18 protein-coding genes are annotated in these 19,743 nt (G+C 62.8%); 2 read left to right on the top strand and 16 right to left on the bottom strand.

Going from position 1 to position 19,743, the window contains the following annotated elements; translation table 11 throughout:
- Positions 1 to 44 precede the first annotated feature (44 nt).
- Complete coding sequence (trmFO, locus tag QWJ46_RS16450; protein WP_184452540.1) at positions 45 to 1,478, top strand: methylenetetrahydrofolate--tRNA-(uracil(54)-C(5))-methyltransferase (FADH(2)-oxidizing) TrmFO; 1,434 nt, start codon at positions 45 to 47, stop codon at positions 1,476 to 1,478.
- A gap of 9 nt (positions 1,479 to 1,487) precedes the next feature.
- On the opposite strand, the gene QWJ46_RS16455 is transcribed toward trmFO, so the two are convergent.
- The 5 genes from QWJ46_RS16455 to yajC form a co-directional block, all read right to left on the bottom strand.
- The gene (locus tag QWJ46_RS16455) at positions 1,488 to 1,955 is read right to left on the bottom strand and encodes a hypothetical protein (protein ID WP_302752144.1); all 468 of its coding nucleotides are present in this window, start codon (positions 1,953 to 1,955) and stop codon (positions 1,488 to 1,490) included.
- Between the two features lie 70 nt (positions 1,956 to 2,025).
- Positions 2,026 to 2,883, bottom strand: coding sequence for a phytoene/squalene synthase family protein (locus QWJ46_RS16460; RefSeq protein WP_302752145.1), 858 nt, complete (start codon positions 2,881 to 2,883; stop codon positions 2,026 to 2,028).
- A 2-nt stretch (positions 2,884 to 2,885) separates the two neighbouring features.
- Entirely contained in the window at positions 2,886 to 3,272 is a 387-nt protein-coding gene (locus tag QWJ46_RS16465; protein ID WP_184452546.1) for an Mth938-like domain-containing protein, read from the bottom strand.
- A gap of 4 nt (positions 3,273 to 3,276) precedes the next feature.
- Positions 3,277 to 5,817 (bottom strand): protein translocase subunit SecDF, encoded by a 2,541-nt coding sequence (secDF, locus tag QWJ46_RS16470; RefSeq protein ID WP_302752146.1) that lies wholly within the window; start codon positions 5,815 to 5,817, stop codon positions 3,277 to 3,279.
- A gap of 45 nt (positions 5,818 to 5,862) precedes the next feature.
- Positions 5,863 to 6,210: a preprotein translocase subunit YajC gene (yajC, locus tag QWJ46_RS16475; RefSeq protein WP_064696006.1), complete on the bottom strand. Its 348-nt coding sequence runs from the start codon at positions 6,208 to 6,210 to the stop codon at positions 5,863 to 5,865.
- 205 nt (positions 6,211 to 6,415) lie between these two features.
- Between yajC and QWJ46_RS16480 the strand changes: the two genes are divergently transcribed.
- A complete protein-coding gene (locus QWJ46_RS16480) occupies positions 6,416 to 7,288 on the top strand; it encodes an ATP-binding protein (protein ID WP_184452550.1) in 873 nt (290 codons plus the stop codon).
- 94 nt (positions 7,289 to 7,382) lie between these two features.
- Here QWJ46_RS16480 and QWJ46_RS16485 read toward each other — a convergent pair whose 3' ends face one another.
- The 11 genes from QWJ46_RS16485 to QWJ46_RS16535 all read right to left on the bottom strand — a co-directional run bounded on the left by QWJ46_RS16485 (position 7,383) and on the right by QWJ46_RS16535 (position 19,705).
- The gene (locus QWJ46_RS16485; RefSeq protein WP_302752147.1) at positions 7,383 to 8,963 is read right to left on the bottom strand and encodes a peptidoglycan DD-metalloendopeptidase family protein; all 1,581 of its coding nucleotides are present in this window, start codon (positions 8,961 to 8,963) and stop codon (positions 7,383 to 7,385) included.
- Positions 8,964 to 9,146: 183 nt separating this feature from the next.
- The gene (locus QWJ46_RS16490; protein WP_302752148.1) at positions 9,147 to 9,800 is read right to left on the bottom strand and encodes a protein-L-isoaspartate(D-aspartate) O-methyltransferase; all 654 of its coding nucleotides are present in this window, start codon (positions 9,798 to 9,800) and stop codon (positions 9,147 to 9,149) included.
- Positions 9,797 to 10,570, bottom strand: coding sequence for a 5'/3'-nucleotidase SurE (surE, locus tag QWJ46_RS16495; protein WP_302752149.1), 774 nt, complete (start codon positions 10,568 to 10,570; stop codon positions 9,797 to 9,799). Before surE ends, QWJ46_RS16490 begins: the two co-directional genes overlap by 4 nt.
- 4 nt (positions 10,571 to 10,574) lie before the next feature.
- Positions 10,575 to 11,858 (bottom strand): serine--tRNA ligase, encoded by a 1,284-nt coding sequence (gene serS, locus QWJ46_RS16500; RefSeq protein WP_184452559.1) that lies wholly within the window; start codon positions 11,856 to 11,858, stop codon positions 10,575 to 10,577.
- A gap of 96 nt (positions 11,859 to 11,954) precedes the next feature.
- Positions 11,955 to 12,782 carry a twin-arginine translocase subunit TatC gene (gene tatC, locus QWJ46_RS16505; RefSeq protein WP_064802115.1) on the bottom strand — a complete coding sequence of 276 codons (828 nt, stop codon included), beginning with the start codon at positions 12,780 to 12,782 and terminating at the stop codon, positions 11,955 to 11,957.
- Positions 12,779 to 13,393, bottom strand: coding sequence for a Sec-independent protein translocase protein TatB (gene tatB, locus QWJ46_RS16510; RefSeq protein WP_184452561.1), 615 nt, complete (start codon positions 13,391 to 13,393; stop codon positions 12,779 to 12,781). The genes tatC and tatB overlap by 4 nt, the downstream gene beginning before the upstream one ends.
- 51 nt (positions 13,394 to 13,444) lie before the next feature.
- The gene (locus QWJ46_RS16515) at positions 13,445 to 13,636 is read right to left on the bottom strand and encodes a twin-arginine translocase TatA/TatE family subunit (protein ID WP_011425113.1); all 192 of its coding nucleotides are present in this window, start codon (positions 13,634 to 13,636) and stop codon (positions 13,445 to 13,447) included.
- A 182-nt stretch (positions 13,637 to 13,818) separates the two neighbouring features.
- The gene (gene scpB / locus QWJ46_RS16520) at positions 13,819 to 14,523 is read right to left on the bottom strand and encodes an SMC-Scp complex subunit ScpB (protein ID WP_302752150.1); all 705 of its coding nucleotides are present in this window, start codon (positions 14,521 to 14,523) and stop codon (positions 13,819 to 13,821) included.
- Entirely contained in the window at positions 14,520 to 15,377 is an 858-nt protein-coding gene (locus QWJ46_RS16525; RefSeq protein ID WP_302752151.1) for a ScpA family protein, read from the bottom strand. The genes scpB and QWJ46_RS16525 overlap by 4 nt, the downstream gene beginning before the upstream one ends.
- Before the next feature lie 18 nt (positions 15,378 to 15,395).
- Positions 15,396 to 16,409 carry a beta-N-acetylhexosaminidase gene (gene nagZ / locus QWJ46_RS16530; protein ID WP_302752152.1) on the bottom strand — a complete coding sequence of 338 codons (1,014 nt, stop codon included), beginning with the start codon at positions 16,407 to 16,409 and terminating at the stop codon, positions 15,396 to 15,398.
- A gap of 110 nt (positions 16,410 to 16,519) precedes the next feature.
- Positions 16,520 to 19,705 carry an SPOR domain-containing protein gene (locus QWJ46_RS16535; protein WP_302752153.1) on the bottom strand — a complete coding sequence of 1,062 codons (3,186 nt, stop codon included), beginning with the start codon at positions 19,703 to 19,705 and terminating at the stop codon, positions 16,520 to 16,522.
- Positions 19,706 to 19,743 lie beyond the last annotated feature (38 nt).

Raw genomic sequence — 19,743 nt, forward strand, 5'->3', positions numbered from 1 at the left:
TCCGGGGTGTTGGATCGCACCTGCCGACATGATATCAGCCCGGAATGAACACTATCTCCTCCTACTCCCCTATCCACGTCGTCGGCGGCGGGCTCGCCGGTTCGGAAGCCGCGTGGCAGATCGCCAGTGCGGGCGTTCCCGTCATTCTGCATGAGATGCGCGGCGTGCGCGGCACGGATGCGCACAAGACCGACGATCTTGCCGAACTCGTCTGCTCCAATTCCTTCCGTTCCGACGATGCGACCAGCAATGCCGTCGGTGTCATCCATGCGGAAATGCGCATGGCTGGCTCGCTGATCATGGCCGCTGCCGACCGCCACCAGGTACCGGCCGGCGGGGCGCTCGCCGTTGATCGCGACGGCTTTTCGGATGCCGTGACCCGCGCCATCCACGACCACCCGCTCATCACTGTCGTGCGTGAAGAGATCACCGGCCTGCCGCCGAGCGACTGGGATCTTGCCATCGTCGCCACCGGACCACTGACGGCGCCGTCGCTCGCAGCCGCCATCCAGGCGGAGACAGGCGAGGATTCGCTTGCTTTCTTCGACGCTATTGCGCCGATCGTCTACCGAGAGAGCATCGACATGGATATCTGCTGGTATCAGTCGCGCTACGACAAGGTCGGCCCCGGCGGCACGGGCAAGGATTATATCAACTGCCCGATGGACGAAGCGCAATACAACGCCTTCGTCGACGCGTTGATCGCAGGCGACACGGTCGGTTTCAAGGAATGGGAAGGCACCCCCTATTTCGACGGCTGCCTGCCGATCGAGGTCATGGCCGAACGCGGCCGCGAGACGCTGCGCCACGGGCCGATGAAGCCGATGGGTTTGACGAACGCGCATAACCCGACCGTCAAGGCCTATGCCGTTGTGCAGCTGCGGCAGGACAATGCGCTCGGTACCCTCTACAACATGGTCGGCTTTCAGACGAAGCTGAAATACGGCGCGCAGGCGGAAATCTTCCGGATGATTCCGGGTCTTCAAAATGCGGAATTTGCCCGGCTCGGCGGCCTGCACCGCAATACCTACATCAACTCCCCCACCTTGCTCGACCCATCGCTGACGCTGAAATCACGGCCGGGCTTGCGCTTCGCCGGACAGATCACCGGCTGCGAGGGTTATGTGGAAAGCGCCAGCGTCGGGCTGATGGCCGGGCGTTTCGCCGCTGCCGAACGCAAGGGCGAGGCGATCTCGCTGCCGCCGGCGACGACGGCACTCGGTTCGCTGCTCGGTCATATCACCGGCGGGCACATTGTGACGGAGGAGGAGCCGGGCAAGCGATCGTTCCAGCCGATGAACATCAATTTCGGGCTGTTTCCGGAGCTCGAGCCCGGCTCGATCGTCAAGCCCGAGGGCGTCAAGCGCTTTCGCGGCAAGGACAAAACGATCATGAAACGGCAGTTGATCGCGCGTCGCGCGCTTGCAGACTGCGCCGCCTGGCTCGGTCAGACACCGACCTTTGCCGAAAGTGCCTAAGCAGCTGTTCTACTGCTTGTTGGCGGCGGAAATACTGTCGGACGGCAGATCCTTATCCGGCTCGGTGATGTAATTGCCGAGCAGCCAGAGCGCCACTTCGGAAGCCTCCTTCGGCGAAGCAAACTCGAATCTGCCGTTGTGGTTGGGCGCATCCAGAAATTCGATCATCAACCCCCTGCCCGTCTCCGTGCTTACGGCACGCACACGGCCGGGCTCGATCAGATGACAGGAGAAATGGCGTGCCATGTTGCGCATGAGGCCGGCCTTGTTGTCGTGCAGGCGCACGAAGATCGCCTGACCGTTTTCGGTGGCCTGCAGCTGGCGGATCGCCTCGTTGGGAAAGGCGCGGCCGAACTCGATGATGGCCAGGCCCGTGTCGTGCAGACTGTCTTCCTTGTTTTGCGCGGCCATGCGTGTGGCCACGAAAGCAAAGAAGATGACGATGGCGAAAAGGACGCACCAGACGATAATGCCCACGCCGAGTCTCCGTTCAAAGCATAGTGGTGAGGTCTTGTAGCGCGCGAGACTTGCGCGAATTTGACCGATATCAGATTTTCCGGCGGGCCGCAGCCAGCGCCATTCTGAGTTGGCGGCGCCATTGCGGCGACTGCAGCGGCCGGTCGAACAGGAGAGCGCCCCGCCTCTGCGCCTTCAGCAGCGCCGGTTCGGCCAAGGTTGCGGGCAGGAAGGCAGGGAACACGGCTGGCGCAATCGACCCTGCCGCTCTCGCCTTTGCCAGATGCTCAAGGCCGAGGCCGGCGAAGGCCTCAATGGCGGCGGAGACGCGCGGCCGGTCTTCGCCGGCGAGGAAGGCGTCGCGATCGAGGCCGGTGGCGGAAAGGATCTGCAGTGGAATATAGAGCTGGCCGCGGCGGCGATGCAGCGGCATCAGCAGCAACAGCCCGGCAATCGCCTGTGCGACGCCGGCATAGCCGGCGGCATTCGCCGATCGCGGGGCCTCCTCCGGCGAAAGCACGAGGCTTGCGAGCTGGATCAGCGCGGAGGCCGTTTCGCCGGCATAACCTTCGAGCGAGACCCGCGTCTCCATCGGATCGTCATAGAGGTCGAAAGTGCGGGCATCGATCATGTCGACCAGCGTCTTGCGCGGCAAGCGATGGGTTTCGATCGCGGTCAGAAGTGCGGCGGCGACGGGATTGGCCGCCGTCGAGCCATGCGCGCTGCCTTGCAGCAGGTCGCGCCAGTATTGCATGCGCACTTCGCCCGGCAGCGGCTCGTGCACCAGATCGCGGATGCGGGCAAGCTCCGCATTGAACGCGTAAAGGGCCGCTAGCGCGCCGCGCTTCTCCTGCGGTGACAGGAGACAGGCGAGATAACGGTCGCGATCATTGTCGCGCAGCATCGCCAGGCAGATGTCCTGGTTCGTCGCTATTTTCGTATCAGCCATCGTCAGACCGCAATCAATGCCGCCGCGACGGCGCGCTGCTCCGACAGCATGATGTTGAAGGTGCGCACCGCCGCACCCGTGCTCATCGGATCGGAAGAAATGCCGCGCGCCTTCAGCGCCTGTTTCAATTCGTCGGGCAGACGGCGAAGCTCGGTTCCGGTCCCGACGAGCAGAACCTCGATATCATCAGCCTCATCAAGCACACGGCGGAAGTTTTCCGGCGACAGCGGCTTCGACATGTCCATGTCCCAGCCGTAAATGCCGGAGGGCAGGCAAAGGATCGAGCCGCGATGCGACATGTCGGCAAAACGGAAACCGCCATTGCCGTAAGTGTCGATCGGGGCCCGGCCGGGAAAATGCGCCGCGCGGATTTCTATGCCTTTTGCCATGTTTTCAAACCACCGTGCCGGATTTCACACCAGCATCCGTCTTGTTGCTCTCTTCTCCATCGGGAGCCTCCGGCCGCAGCCGGAAGACGATCAACACGGGAGCAGCGATATAGATCGAAGAGAAAGTGCCGAGAGCGACTCCGAAGAGCATCGTAAAGGAGAAGGAGCGGATGACGTCACCGCCGAACAGATAGAGCGCCAGCAAGGCGAGCAACGTCGTCGCCGCCGTCAGGACAGTGCGCGACAATGTCTGGTTGATCGAGGCATCGATCAGGATCGGCAACGGCATCTTCCTGTATCGTTCAAGATTCTCGCGCATCCTGTCATAGACGACGACCGTGTCGTTCAGGGAGTAACCGACGATGGTCAGCACGGCGGCGATGCTCGTCAGGTTGAACTCGATGCCGGTCAGCACGAAGAGACCGAGCATGATGATGACGTCGTGCAGCGTGGCAATGATGGCGCCGACGGCGAACTGCCATTCGAAGCGGAACCAGATGTAGATCAGGATCGCCGCGAGTGCGGCTGCGACACCGAGCGTCGCCATCATCGTCAATTCGCCCGAGATGGCAGGGCCGACGACCTCGACGCGGCGGAAATCGTAATCGGCCTCGAGTTCGCCGCGCACCAGCGTCGCCGCCGATTGCTCGGCATTCTCGCCGCCGCCCTGGGACGCGATGCGGATTCGTGCATTCGACGGCCCGCCCGTACGCTCGACGCTCACCTCGCCAAGATTGAGATCGTCGAGGCGCGATTTGAGGTCAGCGATGTCGGCATTGCCCTGTTTCGCCGTCACCTCGATGAGCGAGCCGCCGGTGAAATCGATGCCGAGCTGCAGGCCAACGGTAGCAAAGGCTGCCATGGCGGCCAGCGAGATCACTGCCGACGCCGTGAAGACATAACGGCGGATCCCCATGAAACGCACATTGGCGTGCTCGAAAAGATGCGCGAGAACGCTCTTCGGCAGATGCCTGGGATGGCGCGCTTTCAGCCAGGCGGCGACGATCGAGCGCGTCAGCGTGAAAGCCGTGATGACGGTCGTCAGAATGCCGAACGCCAGCGTCACCGCGAAACCGCGAATGGACTCGCTGCCGAGAAACAGGAGAATGATGGCGGCAATGAAGATCGTGACATTCGCGTCGACGATCGTTGCGAAGGCGCGCGAGAAGCCGCGGCCGACGGCCTGCTCAAAGGAGGAACTGGCTCTTTCCTCTTCGCGGATACGCTCATAGATCAGCACGTTGGAATCGACCGCCATGCCGACGATAAGCACGATGCCGGCAATGCCGGGCAAAGTCAGCGTGGCGCCGGCGAGGCTAAGAGCGGCGACGATGAAGATCAGGTTGAAGAAGAGCGAGACGACCGCGATGGCGCCGAGAATACGGTAGAGCGCGATCATCAGCGCTGCGACCAGCACGACGGCGACGAGACCGGCAATCAGGCCGGAGAAAATGGAGCCGGCGCCGAAGCTCGGGCTGACACTGCGCTCCTCGACGCTCGTCAGCGTCGCCGGCAGAGCGCCGGCGCGCAGCATCACCGCAAGGTCGCGAACGCCGTCCTCGGAGAAATTCGCCGAAATCCGGCCCTCGCCGCCGGTGATCGCCGCATCGATGACCGGTGCAGACATCACCTGATCATCAAAGACGATGGCAAGGTGCTTGCCGATATTTTGCGCTGTCGCCTGCGCCAGCCGCTGCGTGCCCTCCGCATCGAGGCGATAGTCAATCGAGGTATCCTGCGTCTGCGGATCGACGACAGGCTCGATATCGACCATGTTGCTGCCGGTGACGAATTCCGTGCGGTCGACGAGATAAGGAACAGGCGGATCGTCGAGCGAATAGAGCACCTGCGAACTGGCCGGCCAGCGGCCGTTCAGCGCCTCCTGCCCCGACATGCTTTCGTCGAGCAGATGAAAGGAAAGCTTTGCCGGCTGGTTCAGAATATTCTTCAGCCGCTCCGCGTCGACGGATCCCAGCACCTGCACGACGACCCGGTCTTCGCCATCGGGGCGAACCTGAAAGTCTTTATAACCGAAACCGGCGATGCGGCGGCCAACGATATCGAGCGACCGGTTGCGGGCCGAGGCAACGTCGGCGGTGATGCCGGGATCGGATATCTGCAGCGAGAGCTGCCCTTCCTCGCCCTGCCGCAGCGCTAGGCCAGGGCCTGAATGTTCGTTCCCGGTCGTCAGAGGCTTCAGGAGATCGACCGCCTTTTTCGCCTCATCCGGATCGGTAATCCGGACAGCGACAGTCTGGCCGTTGCCGGTCAGCCCGGTATAGCGGATGCCGGCACCTCGCAGCGCCTTGCGCACATTCGCGACCGTCTCTTCCAAGCGGTCTTTGACGATATCGGAACGCTCGACCTTAAGAACGATATGCGAACCGCCCTGCAGGTCGAGACCGAGTGTCACGCGGCCGTTTTGCCACCATCCCGGCAGAGAAGAGCGCTGCGCCTCGCTCAGGAGATTGGGCGCAGCAACGACGACGGCCGCAAATGCAACCAGCCAGATCAGAAGTGTTTTCAAGCGGGAAAAATGCAACATTCTCTCGACGATCTTCCGATCCGGCGGTTCCGCCGTTATCGCTTGTTACGCCGCGTCGGCCTTGACAGGCTCACCCTTCACGCGAACGTCCGAAATGCCGCTGCGGACGATGCGCACGCGAACACCTTCGGCAATCTCGACTTCGACTTCCTTATCGTCGACCACCTTCGTCACCTTGCCGACAAGACCGCCGCCGGTCACGATCTGGTCGCCACGGCGGATCGCCTTGAGGGTTTCCTCACGTTTCTTGGCCTGCGCGCGCTGCGGCCGGATCAGCAGGAAATACCAGACGACCATCAGCGGCACGAACAGGATGATCATTTCGAAACCGGAACCGCCGAATCCTGTTGCGGTATCGGTCGCAGTCTGGGCGAATGCCGGGGTGATGAACATGCTAAACTCCTCAGGCTTCTATGGCGGAACTCCGCCTGCTTTTCAGGTTGCCGGACTATAGTTGCCGCTTGGATGAATGCAACAGAAACAGCCGGGAACAGTACCGATTCCGCTGCCTCATAACCTTTCCGTCGGCAAAACGCCATGGTAGGCGGCATCGAAAGATCAAAGCGGCTTGCCGCAGCGAGAAATCAGGAGGCCCACGATGACCGAGGAAATCAACACCGCCCTGCTTGCCGAACTGAAAAGGCTCGCTGATGCCGTGCAGCGGCTGGCCGGGCCGGCACCTGCCGTCAACGATTGGAATGCGGCCGACTGTTTCGTCTGGGCACCGTTGCGTCAGTATCTGCAGCCGGTGAAGAAGCCGAACCGGGTGGCGCTGAAGCTCATCCGCGGCGTCGACCACGTGCGCGATATCCTGCATGAGAATACGGTGCGGTTCGCCGAGGGTTATGCCGCCAATAACGTGCTCCTTTGGGGCGCGCGCGGCATGGGCAAATCCTCGTTGGTCAAGGCCGTGCATGAGGATGTCAGGCGCGAAAGCGGCGTCGCGCTGAAGCTGGTCGAAGTGCATCGCGAGGATATTGCCAGCCTGCCCACCCTGCTCGACCTCCTGAAAGACACGCCGTACCGTGTGATCGTCTTCTGCGACGATCTCTCCTTCGATCACGACGACACCGCCTACAAGTCGCTGAAGGCGGCACTCGATGGCGGCGTCGAAGGGCGGCCCGACAATGTGCTCTTCTACGCCACGTCAAATCGGCGCCACCTCCTGCCGCGCCACATGATGGAAAACGAGCAGTCGACGGCGATCAATCCATCGGAAGCCGTCGAGGAAAAGGTTTCGCTATCTGACCGCTTCGGTCTTTGGCTCGGCTTTCATAAATGCAGCCAGGAAGACTATCTCGGCATGATCGACGGCTATGCCGATCACTTCAAGCTCGGCCTCGACCGCGACAAGATGCATGCCGAGGCGCTGGAATGGGCAACGACACGCGGCGCGCGCTCCGGCCGCGTCGCCTGGCAATATATCCAGGATCTGGCCGGACGCATGCGCGTTCATATCGACCGGGCGTAGGCGCCTTCCGTCAATCCGTTTCATTGCGACCAGGTCTAAAAATGACAAAAGCCCGGCTGGTGGCCGGGCTTTTGCGCTCCCTGGTACGCTATACCTATTCCAGGAAAGTCATCGGGTTGACCGGCGATGCGTCCTTGCGGACCTCGAAATGGACCTGCGGCTGCTTGACATCGCCGCTCATGCCGGAGACGGCGACGGTCTGACCGCGCTGGATCTTCTGACCGCGGGTGACGCTCAGCGTGTCGGCGTTGCCATAGACGGTGACGGTGCCGTCGTCGTGACGGACGAGAACCGTGTTGCCGAGCTCCTTCAGGCCGTTGCCGGCATAAATGACGACGCCGTTTTCCGCGGCCTTGATCGGCGTACCCTGCGGCACCGAAATGTCGATGCCGTCATTGCGGTTGCCGTTGACGTTGGCGCCATAGGCGGCAATCACCTGGCCGCGGACCGGCCAGCGATATTTGCCGATGCCGGTCGATTCCGGCGCGTCGGAGCTGACGTCGGATTTCTTCTCGACATCGTCAACGGTCTGACTGGCGACCGGCGCCTTGTAGGGCTGAACGGACGCGGTCTGCTGGGCGGGCGCCGGATCAGCCGGCTTCGACTCGACCTTCTCAGCCGGGATCGAGGCGGTCTTGACAGTGTCGGCACCGCCGTTCGGCAGCTTCAGGGCTTGTCCCACACGCAGCGAATTCGCCGAAAGGTTGTTGGCGGCCTTGAGATCGTCGATGTTGGTGCCGGTCGCCTTTGCGATCTTCGCCAGCGAATCTCCTTGCTTGACGACATAGCTGCCGGCCGGCGTCTTCGGGTCTTTGCCGGCGCCAACCGGAACCTTGCCGGTGGGATCGGCGCTCGCCACGGTCTTGTCCCGCGCGGAATTGGCGCCGGGGACGACAGCAACCTTCTGTTCCGGCGCCTTGGCCGGGTCCGGCATATTGCCGGGCCTGGAAAGATCGGCCGCCTGCGAAGCCGCCTTGGCCGCATTTCCGCCATTGAACGTCGGGATCAGGATTGCCTGGCCGGGCTTGGCGGCCGAGGCCATCGTCAGATTGTTGACGCGCAGGATTTCCTTTTCCGGAACGCCAAAGCGCCGGGATAAGGTCGCAATGCTCTCACCCGGACGCAGCGTGACGGAAGGCGCGTTGGTCGCGGACCAGCCGGAAACCTTCGGCGTCGTGCCCGTCGTCAGAGAATCGGGCGTCGGCTTCGGGACGGCCGGCGCTACGAGCCGCTGCTTTTCAGGCTGCGCCGAAGCCGGGAAGGGCTGGGCAAGCGCGACTTCCCTTTCCCGCTGCCGGGACGGCGCAGCAGCCGTCGGAGCAGCAAGCTCGGAACGCTGTATCGAGACGGGTGAGGAAGCGATGCGTGCACTCGACGTGCGCACCGGTTCGTAACTCTGGCGCGCCGGATAAGGCTGATTGAGCGTATTGCCGCCACCGTAACCCGACTGACTGGCGACGGCGGAACCGCCGAGATCGGCGCGCGGCACCGGATCACCCTGCTGACCGCCGCGCGGAATGGAACTGGTGGTGATCTGATCCTGCCCTGAGGAGGAAAACAAGCCGCCGAACCGTGTCACATCGGAACTGCAGCCCGTTGCGGTACTCGCCAGCAGGCCCACAACCAGGAGATTACCGGCCGACTTACCGAACTTCGGCGAAAGACTGAAACGCATTGACTCGACCCACTGAGAACGCAACCATTTGTGAGTCTATTAAAACGCGTTAGTATTACCACGTGGTTAAAAGGCTGGAATCAGTGCGATATTTTTGAGAAGTTGATAACCATAGCTTACGGGTGAAAAATCGCAGTGTCTGGAAGGTGATGCCGAAAAGTGCGCGGGCTTCGGACGCCGTCTCTACAGCAGTGATGCAAGACGCGGAACGATCGGCAGATAAGGGGCCTCGAACAGTTCCTCGCGTTCGAAACGGCTGCCGGTTTTCGTCAGCCGCACCATGCGACACTCATTCTCGGAAATCATCAGCGGCGCAATCATCGAACCGCCGGAAACGAGCTGGTCGGTATAAAAGCGCGGCATGGCATTGAATGCGGCGGTGACCAGAATACGGTCGAACGTGCCCTCTCCCTGCATGCCGGCGCTGCCGTCGGCGTGGCGGATGACGACGTTGCGCAAACCGAGCGATTCCATGCGCCGCTGTGCAGCCGCCGTCAGCGTCTTGTAGCGGTCGATCGACAGAACACGCTCGGCCAGACGGCCCATGACAGCGGCGGTGAAGCCGCTGCCGGTGCCGACTTCCAGGACGCGCTGCCCCGGTTTGAGCTTCAGGTGATGCAGAACGCGGACGACAAAATCGATGCCTTCTAGGAAGGCGCCGCATTCGATCGGTATCGTCCGGCTCGAATAGGCGTTGTCGGAAAATTGCGGCGGCACGAACAGCGAGCGCTGCGTCTGCTCGACCGCCGTCAGCAGATCGAGATCCGAGATACCTTCGGCGCGCAGTCTGAGGACAAGCGCCGCGAAGCCCTCCTTCTCCGCCAGTCTTGCCGTCAAACTTGTGCTCCGTATCCCAGGGCCCGCGCCACGCGGTCCGTCACGGAATAATCGGTCAGATCCAGTTTCAAAGGCGTTACCGAAATCTTGTTATGCTTCAGGGCGTGAATATCGGTGCCTTCGATGAAGGCACCGGCACGTTCGCCGAACATCAGCCAGTAATAGGGAAATCCCCGACCGTCGGAGCGGGCGTCGACCTGCAGGTTGAAGGCAAGCTTGCCCTGCATGGTGACCTCTGCGCCATCGACCTCGTCGGGGCGGCAGTTCGGGAAGTTGAGATTGAGGAACGTACCGTCCGGCAGGTCCAGCACCATCAGTTTTTCCAGAAGAGCCGGCGCATGCGCTTCGCAGACCTCCCAGGGCACGATGCGCGCGCCGTTCTCGTAAAGATAAGCTTGGCTCAGCGCAAAGGAGCGGACGCCCTGCATCGTGCCTTCGATGGCGCCGGCGATCGTGCCGGAATAGGTCACGTCGTCTGCGACGTTCGAACCCGAATTGACGCCGGAGAGAACGAGATCAGGCTTGATGTCCATCACCTGCCGGATGCCCATGATGACGCAATCCGTCGGCGTGCCGCGCAAGGCGAAATGCTTGTCGGAAATCTTGCGCAGCCGCAACGGCTCTGACAGGCTCAGCGAATGGGCCAGACCGCTCTGGTCGGTCTCGGGCGCCACGATCCAGACGTCGTCGGATAGTGTGCGGGCGATCCGCTCCAGCGCGGCAAGGCCTTCGGCATGGATGCCATCGTCATTCGTGAGCAGGATGCGCATCGCCTCAGGCCGCCCGTTCGATCTTGGTCATTCCGCCCATATAGGGCAGCAAAACGTCCGGAATCGTGACGGAGCCGTCTTCATTCAGATAATTTTCAAGGACGGCGATCAGGCAGCGGCCGACGGCGGTACCGGAGCCGTTCAGCGTGTGCACGAACTTGTTGCTCTTGTCGTCCTTGCCGCGGTAGCGCGAGTTCATACGCCGGGCCTGGAAATCGCCGCAGACCGAGCAGGAAGAGATCTCGCGGAAGGCATTCTGCCCCGGCAGCCAGACTTCGAGATCGTAGGTCTTGCGCGAGCCGAAGCCCATATCACCGGTGCAAAGGGTCATCGTGCGGAAATGCAGGCCAAGGCGCTTCAGCACTTCCTCGGCGCAGGCGGTCATCCGCTCGTGCTCGGCGATCGAACTTTCGGCATCGGTGATCGAGACGAGTTCGCATTTCCAGAACTGGTGCTGGCGCAGCATGCCGCGTGTGTCGCGCCCGGCCGAGCCCGCTTCGGAGCGGAAGGACGGCGTCAACGCGGTGAAGCGGAGCGGCAGCTTTTCCTGGTCGAGGATCTCCTCGCGCACCAGATTGGTCAGCGTCACCTCCGCCGTCGGGATGAGATAGCGGCTGTCGGTCGTCTTGAAGAGATCCTCTTCGAACTTCGGCAGATTGCCGGTACCGAACAGCGCTTCGGCGCGGACCATCAGCGGCGAGCTGACTTCGGTATAGCCGTGCTCGCTGGTGTGAAGGTCGATCATGAACTGGCCGAGCGCCCTTTCGAGCCTGGCGAGCGGCCCGGTCAGAACCGTGAAGCGCGAACCGGAGAGCTTGGCGGCACGCTCGAAATCCATGTAGCCGAGCGCCTCGCCGATTTCGAAATGCTCCTTCGGCGTGTGGTTCCAGCGCGGCTTTTCGCCGACCATGCGGGTTACGACATTGTCATGCTCGTCCTTACCGACCGGCACGTCATCGAAGGGGATGTTTGGTATACGCGAAAGCGCGTCGTTGAGTTCTGCCGTCAGTTGCCGTTCTTCTTCCTCGATCGCAGGCAGCAGGGTCTTGAGTTCGGCGACCTCGGCCTTCAGCTTCTCGGCGAGCTCGCCGTTCTTCTGGGCCATCGCCGCGCCGATTTCCTTGGAGGCAAGGTTGCGGCGAGACAACATATCCTGCGCCTTCTGCACGGCCGAGCGGCGCTTTTCATCGAGGGCGACGAGACTTTGGGCCAGAGGCTCCGCGCCGCGCTTGGCAAGGGCGGCATCGAGCGCTTCGGGATTCTCACGGATCCATTTGATATCGAGCATCGTCGTTCCAGGTCGTTGCAACAGAAATGACCCGGCCAAAGCCTGACCGGGCCTCGACCGGATGAGACGGCGTCGTAAAAGGGCTTCCGGATCGCCTCAGACGCTGTCGGTCTTGGCAACGTCCGCGGATCCGGTTTCCTTTTCGAGCGCCTGCCGGGCACGCTGGCGCTCCACGAGTCGCGCCGCATAGATGGAAATCTCGTAGAGAAGGATCGTTGGTAGCGCAAGACCGATCTGGGACATCGGATCCGGCGGCGTCAGCACGGCGGCGACGACGAAGGCGAGCACGATGGCGAACTTGCGCTTCTCGGCGAGCCATTGCGACGTCAGCAGACCGACGCGGGCAAGCAGGGTCGTAATGACGGGCAGCTGGAAGACGAGGCCGAAGGAGAAGACCAGCGTCATGATGAGGCTCAGATATTCCGAGACCTTCGGCATCAGCGAGATCGCCACCTCGTCATGTCCCGGCGCCTGCTGCATCGACAGGAAGAACCACATGACCATCGGCGTGAAGAAGAAATAGACGAGCGCTGCCCCCATCAGGAACAGGACCGGCGACGCGATCAGGAACGGCAGGAAGGCCTGGCGCTCGTTCTTGTAGAGGCCGGGCGCCACGAACTTATAGACCTGGGCGGCAATGATCGGGAAAGCGACCACCAGGCCGCCGAACATCGCCACCTTGACCTGGGTAAAGAAGAACTCCTGGGGCGCGGTATAAATCAGCTGGGCCTTCTCGACGTCGAGATGCGCCCATTCCACGGCCGTCTTGTAGGGAATGACCAGATAGTTGAAGAGATGCTTGGCAAAAAAGAAGCATACAATGAAGGCGATGAAGAACGCCCCGATCGACCAGATCAGCCGCGTGCGCAGCTCCATCAGGTGCTCGATCAGTGGCTGCGGCTTGTCTTCGATGTCACCGCTCATGCCTCGTCCTTCTTCTTCGTCTGCGTCGGTTTCTTCGCCGTTGCAGGCCTCCTGACGGCCGCGGCCCGCTTCGGCTTTTCCACCGGTACGGCAACGGCTGCGGCAGCATCGACCTTGTCAGCAGCCTTGACGCGTGGCTTGCGCACGGCCTTGGGCTTGTCGGCGACCGTACCGGTCTCGGCAATCGCTGCTGCGACGGGCTCAGGCTGCGCCGGCGCCGGCACCGGGGGCGGCATTTCCGGGAGGCTCATCGACGGCGTCGGGGCCGAGACGGCAGTCGGCGGCACTTCGGTCTTATTTTCCGGAGCCGAAGTCGTCTTCTGCAAGTCGGCCTTGATCTCGTTGCCCATCTGGCGAAGCGGGTTCATCGCTTCACGCAGGCTGTTGACCGGGTTGAGCTTCTGGGCGTCGCTGATCGTCTGGCGCACATCGTCAAGCTCGGCTTCGCGCAACGCTTCGTCGAACTGCGCCCGAAACTCACCCGCGACCTTGCGGGCGCGCTGCGTCATCTTGCCGAAAGCACGCAGCATCGGCGGCAAATCCTTCGGACCGACAACGACGATCAGCACGACCGCGATGACCAAAAGCTCGGTCCAGCCAATATCGAACATGCAAGGCTCCTGGACGGGAAGCGCGGGGGCTGCGCTTTTTCCCGGACTTGATTACTTCGTTTCGTCGGCCTTGTGATCGACGGTCTTTGCCGTTTCCGGCGCGTCTTCGTCCGTCATGCCCTTCTTGAAGCTCTTGATGCCTTTGGCGACATCGCCCATCAGTTCCGGAATCTTGCCGCGACCGAACAACAACAGCACGATGACCAGAACGATCAGCCAGTGCCACATGCTAAGAGAACCCATCACTCTAACTCCCTGTTTCGATGTTCCCACGATGTAAGGATTTCCAACACCGTTTCCAACATCAAGCCCTTTGAACTGCGCTTAATGTCACGGTATCGCCCTTTATGACAAGCCACTGACCCGTCGAAAAATCGTGAGCACTATTGTTTTCGTCATGCGTTGCAAAAGCAAGAGGAAGTCCTTCAATCTTCGGAGGTAGAACGTGGGGCAAGCAACCCCAGTTCTTCGAGATCCATCTGAGTGATCGGATCTTCGTCCTCGGTCAATTCGTCGTTCATCGACGGCGAGGGAATATTGAAGTTCGCCGGGATACGGCCAGACAGCAGGCCCGCCCCCTTCAATTCTTCGAGACCAGGCAGATCGCGCAACTCCTCCAGGCCGAAATGGTCGAGAAAATCGCGCGTCGTGCCCAATGTCACCGGCCGGCCGGGTGTGCGCCGGCGGCCGCGAAACCGCACCCAGCCGGCTTCCATCAGCACGTCGAGCGTGCCGCGTGAGGTCTGAACGCCGCGAATATCCTCGATCTCGGCGCGCGTCACCGGCTGGTGATAGGCGATGATCGCCAGCACTTCCAGGGCGGCGCGCGAAAGCTTCTTCACCTCGTTGTCGTCACGGCGGATGACAAAGGAAAGATCGGCGGCGGTGCGGAAGGCCCAGGCACCTTCGACCTGGACCAGATTGACGCCCCGTGGCGCATATTGCTCCTTCAGGCGCAGCATGATCGCATGCACATTGAAGTTCCCCGGCAGCCGCTCAGAAATGAAGCCCTCGGAGACCGGCTGCGAGGACGCAAAGACCAGCGCCTCGGCGATGCGTTCGGCCTCGATCTCGGCCTGCAGGTCGCCGCCCTCCTCCTCGAAATCCTCGCCGTCCTTCAGATCGATCAAGCCGGCCGCTCCTGTTCCACCACCTGCAGCGTCGCATGTTTCGGACCGCGACGCATATAGATCGGCTGAAAGGCGCCGTCCTGACGGATCTCAAGCTTGCCCTCGCGCACCAGCTCCAGCGAAGCGGCAAAGGCGCTGGCAATCGCCGTGACGCGTTCCTCGGGCGCTGCGAGATAGCGCAGCAGATAATGCTCCATCGCCGTCCAGTCACCGACCTCGCCGATCATCTGGGTCAGCAGCTCACGGGCATCGGTCAGCGACCAGACATTACGCCTCTCGATCGTCACCTGGGTTATGGCATGGCGCTGGCGCAGCGCCGCATAGGCGGTCAGGAGATCATAGAGACTTGCCGCATAAGCGGATTGCTGCCGGTCGGGAATATGCTCCGGCGCACCGCGGGCGAAGATATCGCGGCCGAGACGGTTGCGGTTGACGAGGCCCTCCGCCGCCTGGCGCATGGCTTCGAGACGCTTCAGGCGGAAGGCGAGCGTTGCCGCCATCTCCTCGCCGGAAGGGCCGTCATCCTTGACCTGCTGGGGAATGAGCAGGCGCGACTTGAGATAGGCAAGCCAGGCCGCCATGACGAGATAATCGGCGGCAAGCTCGATGCGGATGCGCCGGGCGCTTTCGACGAACTGCAGATATTGTTCGGCGAGCGCCAATACGGAAATGCGCGACAGGTCGACCTTCTGGTTGCGGGCGAGATAGAGCAGCAGGTCGAGCGGGCCTTCGAATCCGGCGACGTCGATCACCAGCGCCGGCTCGTGGGTGGCACGCTCGGCGCCGTTCTCCTGCCACAGCTTGTCCATCGGCGTTGCCGCCTGCGGACGTTCCGTGCCTTTGACCGTGCTCACCACCCTGCTCTCCTACGATCACACCGACACGAACATCGCCTCGAATTCCGCCCTCAACTCCGCCTCGTCGGCACTATCCGGAGCGGTAAAACCTGCTTCTACCGCTTTTGCGCGGGCAAGCGAAAGACCGGCCAGCGGCGGAACATTTGCCACGACATCTAGCATCTCGTCCATCTTGCCATTGCAATGCAGCACGATATCGCATCCCCCTGCAATGATATTCGCCGCCCGTTCACCGATCGTGCCGGAAAGAGCATTCATCGAACTGTCGTCGGAAAGCAGCAGACCGCCAAAACCGATGTGCTCGCGGATAACGCCGTCGATCACCTTGCGCGAGGTCGTCGCCGGATTGTCAGGATCGATTGATGTGAAGACGAGATGGCAGGTCATTGCCATCAACTCGTCCTTCATCGCGATAAAGGGCGGGAAATCATGGGCCTCCAGCTCATCGCGCGAGACGGTGACGACAGGCAGTTCCAGATGTGAATCGGCAAAGCCGCGACCATGGCCGGGCATATGCTTCATCACGGGCAGCAGGCCGCCGGCCTTCAGCCCCTCGCCGGCCGCCCGTCCCATTGCGATGACCGTCTTTGGATCGCCACCGTAGGCGCGGTCGCCGATGACATTGCTGCTGCCTTCGACCGGCACGTCGAGAACCGGGAGGCAATCGACATTGATGCCAAGGTTCGAAAGGTCGAAGGCATGCAGGCGCGACATCACCCAGGCGGCGCGCAGCCCGAGCGCCGGGTTTCGGCGATAGAGATCGCCCAGCGCCTGGCCTGAGGGATAACGCGGCAGGATCGGCGGGCGGATGCGCTGGACGCGACCACCCTCCTGATCGATCAGCACCGGCGCATGCCAGCCGACGCTGTCGCGCACTTCGGCGACGAGATCGGTGATCTGCGCTGCTTCGGAGATATTGCGCCCGAAGAGGATGAAGCCCCAGGGCCGTTCGCCCCGGTAAAAGGCCTTTTCTTCAGATGTGAGGGCAAGGCCGCTGCAGCCAAGGATCATCGCTTTTGATTCGGTCATGGAAGAATCATAAACAGCGGCTGGCCAAATGCGAGCAAGCGCGGACGCGATGCACAAAAAAGAGCGGCGGGCCGATCCGGCTCGCCGCTCTCATAATTCAATGGCCGATGTTATTTGGAGATCAGGCAGCTTCCGCCCGCTGCGCGATACTGTTCGCAGAGCGCTGCGGCCTCATCCTTGGAGCCGACCGGGATGCGGACACGGTAGAAAGTGCCCTTGCCGGCGATATCGGCCCTGCGGATCTCATGGGCGCGGCCAGCAAGCACGCCGGCGAATTTTTTCGACAGGTTTGCATAAGATTTATTCGCCTCGTCCTCCGACGGCAGCGAAGCGATCTGGAGGCCGTAGCCACCCGCTGATGCGGCTTGCTGCGGCTGGGCGGCGGCCGGCGTTGCCGAGGCGACCTGCGTCGGCTTCGGCTGCTGCGCGGGCGTGCGCACATTGCCCTTATCGGTAACAGTGCTAACGACGTTGACAGGCTGATCGGCCGGACGGGCGATCGGAACCGGGGCCGTATCGGCGATCGTTGCCGTCTTGACCGGCCGTACCGGCGCATCGACCGGCGTGGGATTTGCCGCCTGCCCATCGGCACTTGCGGCAGGCGACGGCTGTGCCGGCGCGGTTTGAACTGGTGCTGCAGAACGCGCATCGGCGGAAGCAATCTCGGCGCTTGCCGGGAAGCTCGCAGCCGATCCGGCAGCCGGCGGCGCGATCGGGGCCGATGGCGTAGACGGGGCCGACTGCGCCGTCACTGGCGGCTGGTCAGACGGCATAGGCTGAGCAGACGGCGCCGGCTGGTCGGCCGGCGCGGACTCCTCGCGGGCGACCAGCGTGCCGTCAGGCTTGACGATCATCGTGCGGACCTTGCGCGGCGAGACGGACGGCGTCTTGTCGGCGTCGGTTGCAGAAGCGTCGTCGGCGTTGGCGTGGTTCGGCAACAGACGCGGATCCTCCGTCTCGCCAACCGCCGTCGGCGTGACCCGATCGTCAGCGCCGGCGTTCTCGTCATCTTCCGGCAATGCCTCCGGCGTCAAGGTGCGCTGGACAACATCGACCGGCGCCTCGTCGGAAGAGACGAGCGCCTTCTGCTTCGGCTCCTCGGCGGAACCCGCAACGCGGTCGTAGACGGCCTTATCCTGGTTCGGCACCGTCTTACCGCCGGGATTTTCCGGAACGACCTTGACCGGCTCCTTGTCGGCCGTGATCACACGGGGTTCGCCGGACGAGACAATGCCGAGCCCTTCGCCGTTCCAGACGGAGGAATAGACCCCATAACCGACGCCGGCGAAGACCACCAGCACGACCGCCCCGGCCAGCAGCCGGCGCATCGACCGGGCGCGGCTAAAATCAGCGGCCTGGCTTGCCGACTCGATGTGGACCTCGGAGGTCTCCCGGCGTTCGACCGGCTCGCGCACGCTGCGGCGGAAATCCTCCTCCAGCGCCCGTTCGAAATCATCGAGACCGTCGGCAATGGTCGGCTTGACCGGCGTTGCCGCAGCGGCAGCCATATTACGGGCGGACGCCGCCGTTTCGCGCGGCTTGGCCGGTTCGAAAAAGCTCGCGATCTCCGCATCGAGATCGAAATCGAAATCCGCGGTTTTTGCAACCGGAGCGGGCTGCTCGACCGGCGGCAGCGCCGGCACATGCATGTCGTCCACCGTCTCGGGACGATCCTCCGGATCGGAGATCATCGCCGGATCGAAGGGCAGATCTTCGGTCGATTCAGCGGCGGACGCCTCTGCGGCAGGTGCCCAGTTGAAAGCCGGAGCCGGAGCCGGCTGCTCGGAAACCAGGACCGGCACGGGCTGCGCCGGGACAGCGGCCTGCGGGTGCTCAGGCGTTGCCTGCTGGGGCGCAGCGGACGCCGGCTGTGCCTTTGGCTGCGGCGCCGGCTCTGCTGCTTCGGAAAAATCGAGATCGGCAAGTTCCAGCTCGATACCGGCGAGGTCCAGTTCGAAATCGTGGCCCGCGAAGGGATCATCGGCTTCCGGCGCGGGCTGCGGCGCCCGTGAATAGGCCGTCACGTCAGGCTGGGACTGCGTGATCGCGGCAGGCTGCGGCGCGATCGGCCTTGCGGCTTCGGCAGCATAGGCAGGCGCTATTTCGATCGGAGCGGACAGGATCGGCGCGGGCGCGATCGCCTCCGGCTGAACCGGTGCGGCAGCAACCGGGGCGACTTCGACGGGAGCGGGCTCCGGCGAAACCGGCGCCAGATTGGCACGCTGCAATACCGGGCGGGGCACGGGATAGCGCGAGACGTCGGCCAGCAGGTCGTCGACATCGAAGGTGCCGGCGATATGCGGAACTTCAGGTCCGACCTCGGTCAGCGCGGCATCGGCCTGGATTTCGCCGTCGACGGCGGCCGCGAGATCGAAACCGGCGTCGGAACCGAACTCTTCCAGATCGTCCTCGACTTCAACGAATTCCTCGGCTTCAGCAGTTTCTTGCGGCGCAATTGCTTCATCGTGGCGATCGAGCTCGGCCGGGAAGCCGAACGACGGCGCCGCGGATTCGAACTCCTCGGGAAGTTCGACAGCGGCGACGGGCGCCGGCCGCTCGACCACGGGCTCCGGCTCCGCCGAGGCAAGATCGGCAACCGCTGCTTCAGCCATCGGTTCAGCGACGGCTTCAGCCGCAGGCGCAGCGACTGCTTCGGCGGCCGGCTCGACCACTGCCACCGGCTCCTCACGTTTCGGGGCGTGGAAATTGGCGAGCGGCAGCCTGATGCTGGCGGCCGACCATTGCGGGGCTTTGGCGGACTGCGCCAGCGAAGAGACCGGCGCTGCACCGATCGACAGTTCGAGTTCCTCGATCAGGTCGCGGGCGCCGCCGAAAGCGGTTTGAGCCGGCACCTCGGAAACAGGATCGACGGACAGCTGCTGCGGACCGGACGCCCCGTCGGCAGCGACTACGTCCCAGTTCCTTGCCGGAGGTTGGGCAGCTTCTTCTGCGGCGACGGGACCAACGGAGACGGGCTCCGGAACATCCACGCTTACGGCAGCGGGAGAAGCATCGAGAATGGGCTCGACATAGTCTTCGGAAGCGATGCCGTCGGAGATCGGCTCGGCCGGCCGATCGAGTTCGGCCAGCGGACGCGGTGAATCGTAGCGATCGAATTCTCGCCCGAGCTCATCCTCCAGATCGAAGGCAGGTTCGCGCCGGGCGGCGTCGCTTACGGTATTCGCTGCAACACGCGGCTCGAAACCGACGATCCGGGCAAGTTCGGCCAACGGATCGTCGTCGGCAAACAGATCGTCTTTTCCGCGCGCATCATACGCAAATTGTTTCTCAGCCATGCCTATCCCACTCGCAAACGCCAACGCTCAAATGCCAG

Source organism: Rhizobium sp. CBN3, assembly GCF_030518245.1.
In the GTDB taxonomy this organism is placed as follows: Bacteria; Pseudomonadota; Alphaproteobacteria; order Rhizobiales; family Rhizobiaceae; genus Rhizobium; species Rhizobium aethiopicum_A.

Coding starts and splice junctions, on each gene's coding strand:
- secDF (WP_302752146.1), bottom strand. CDS start 5,817: ATGTTGCATTTTTCCCGCTTGAAAACACTTCTGATCTGGCTGGTTGCA.
- QWJ46_RS16515 (WP_011425113.1), bottom strand. CDS start 13,636: ATGGGTTCTCTTAGCATGTGGCACTGGCTGATCGTTCTGGTCATCGTG.
- QWJ46_RS16485 (WP_302752147.1), bottom strand. CDS start 8,963: ATGCGTTTCAGTCTTTCGCCGAAGTTCGGTAAGTCGGCCGGTAATCTC.
- nagZ (WP_302752152.1), bottom strand. CDS start 16,409: ATGACCGAATCAAAAGCGATGATCCTTGGCTGCAGCGGCCTTGCCCTC.
- tatB (WP_184452561.1), bottom strand. CDS start 13,393: ATGTTCGATATTGGCTGGACCGAGCTTTTGGTCATCGCGGTCGTGCTG.
- surE (WP_302752149.1), bottom strand. CDS start 10,570: ATGCGCATCCTGCTCACGAATGACGATGGCATCCATGCCGAAGGCCTT.
- serS (WP_184452559.1), bottom strand. CDS start 11,858: ATGCTCGATATCAAATGGATCCGTGAGAATCCCGAAGCGCTCGATGCC.
- tatC (WP_064802115.1), bottom strand. CDS start 12,782: ATGAGCGGTGACATCGAAGACAAGCCGCAGCCACTGATCGAGCACCTG.
- QWJ46_RS16535 (WP_302752153.1), bottom strand. CDS start 19,705: ATGGCTGAGAAACAATTTGCGTATGATGCGCGCGGAAAAGACGATCTG.
- QWJ46_RS16460 (WP_302752145.1), bottom strand. CDS start 2,883: ATGGCTGATACGAAAATAGCGACGAACCAGGACATCTGCCTGGCGATG.
- QWJ46_RS16480 (WP_184452550.1), top strand. CDS start 6,416: ATGACCGAGGAAATCAACACCGCCCTGCTTGCCGAACTGAAAAGGCTC.
- trmFO (WP_184452540.1), top strand. CDS start 45: ATGAACACTATCTCCTCCTACTCCCCTATCCACGTCGTCGGCGGCGGG.
- yajC (WP_064696006.1), bottom strand. CDS start 6,210: ATGTTCATCACCCCGGCATTCGCCCAGACTGCGACCGATACCGCAACA.
- QWJ46_RS16465 (WP_184452546.1), bottom strand. CDS start 3,272: ATGGCAAAAGGCATAGAAATCCGCGCGGCGCATTTTCCCGGCCGGGCC.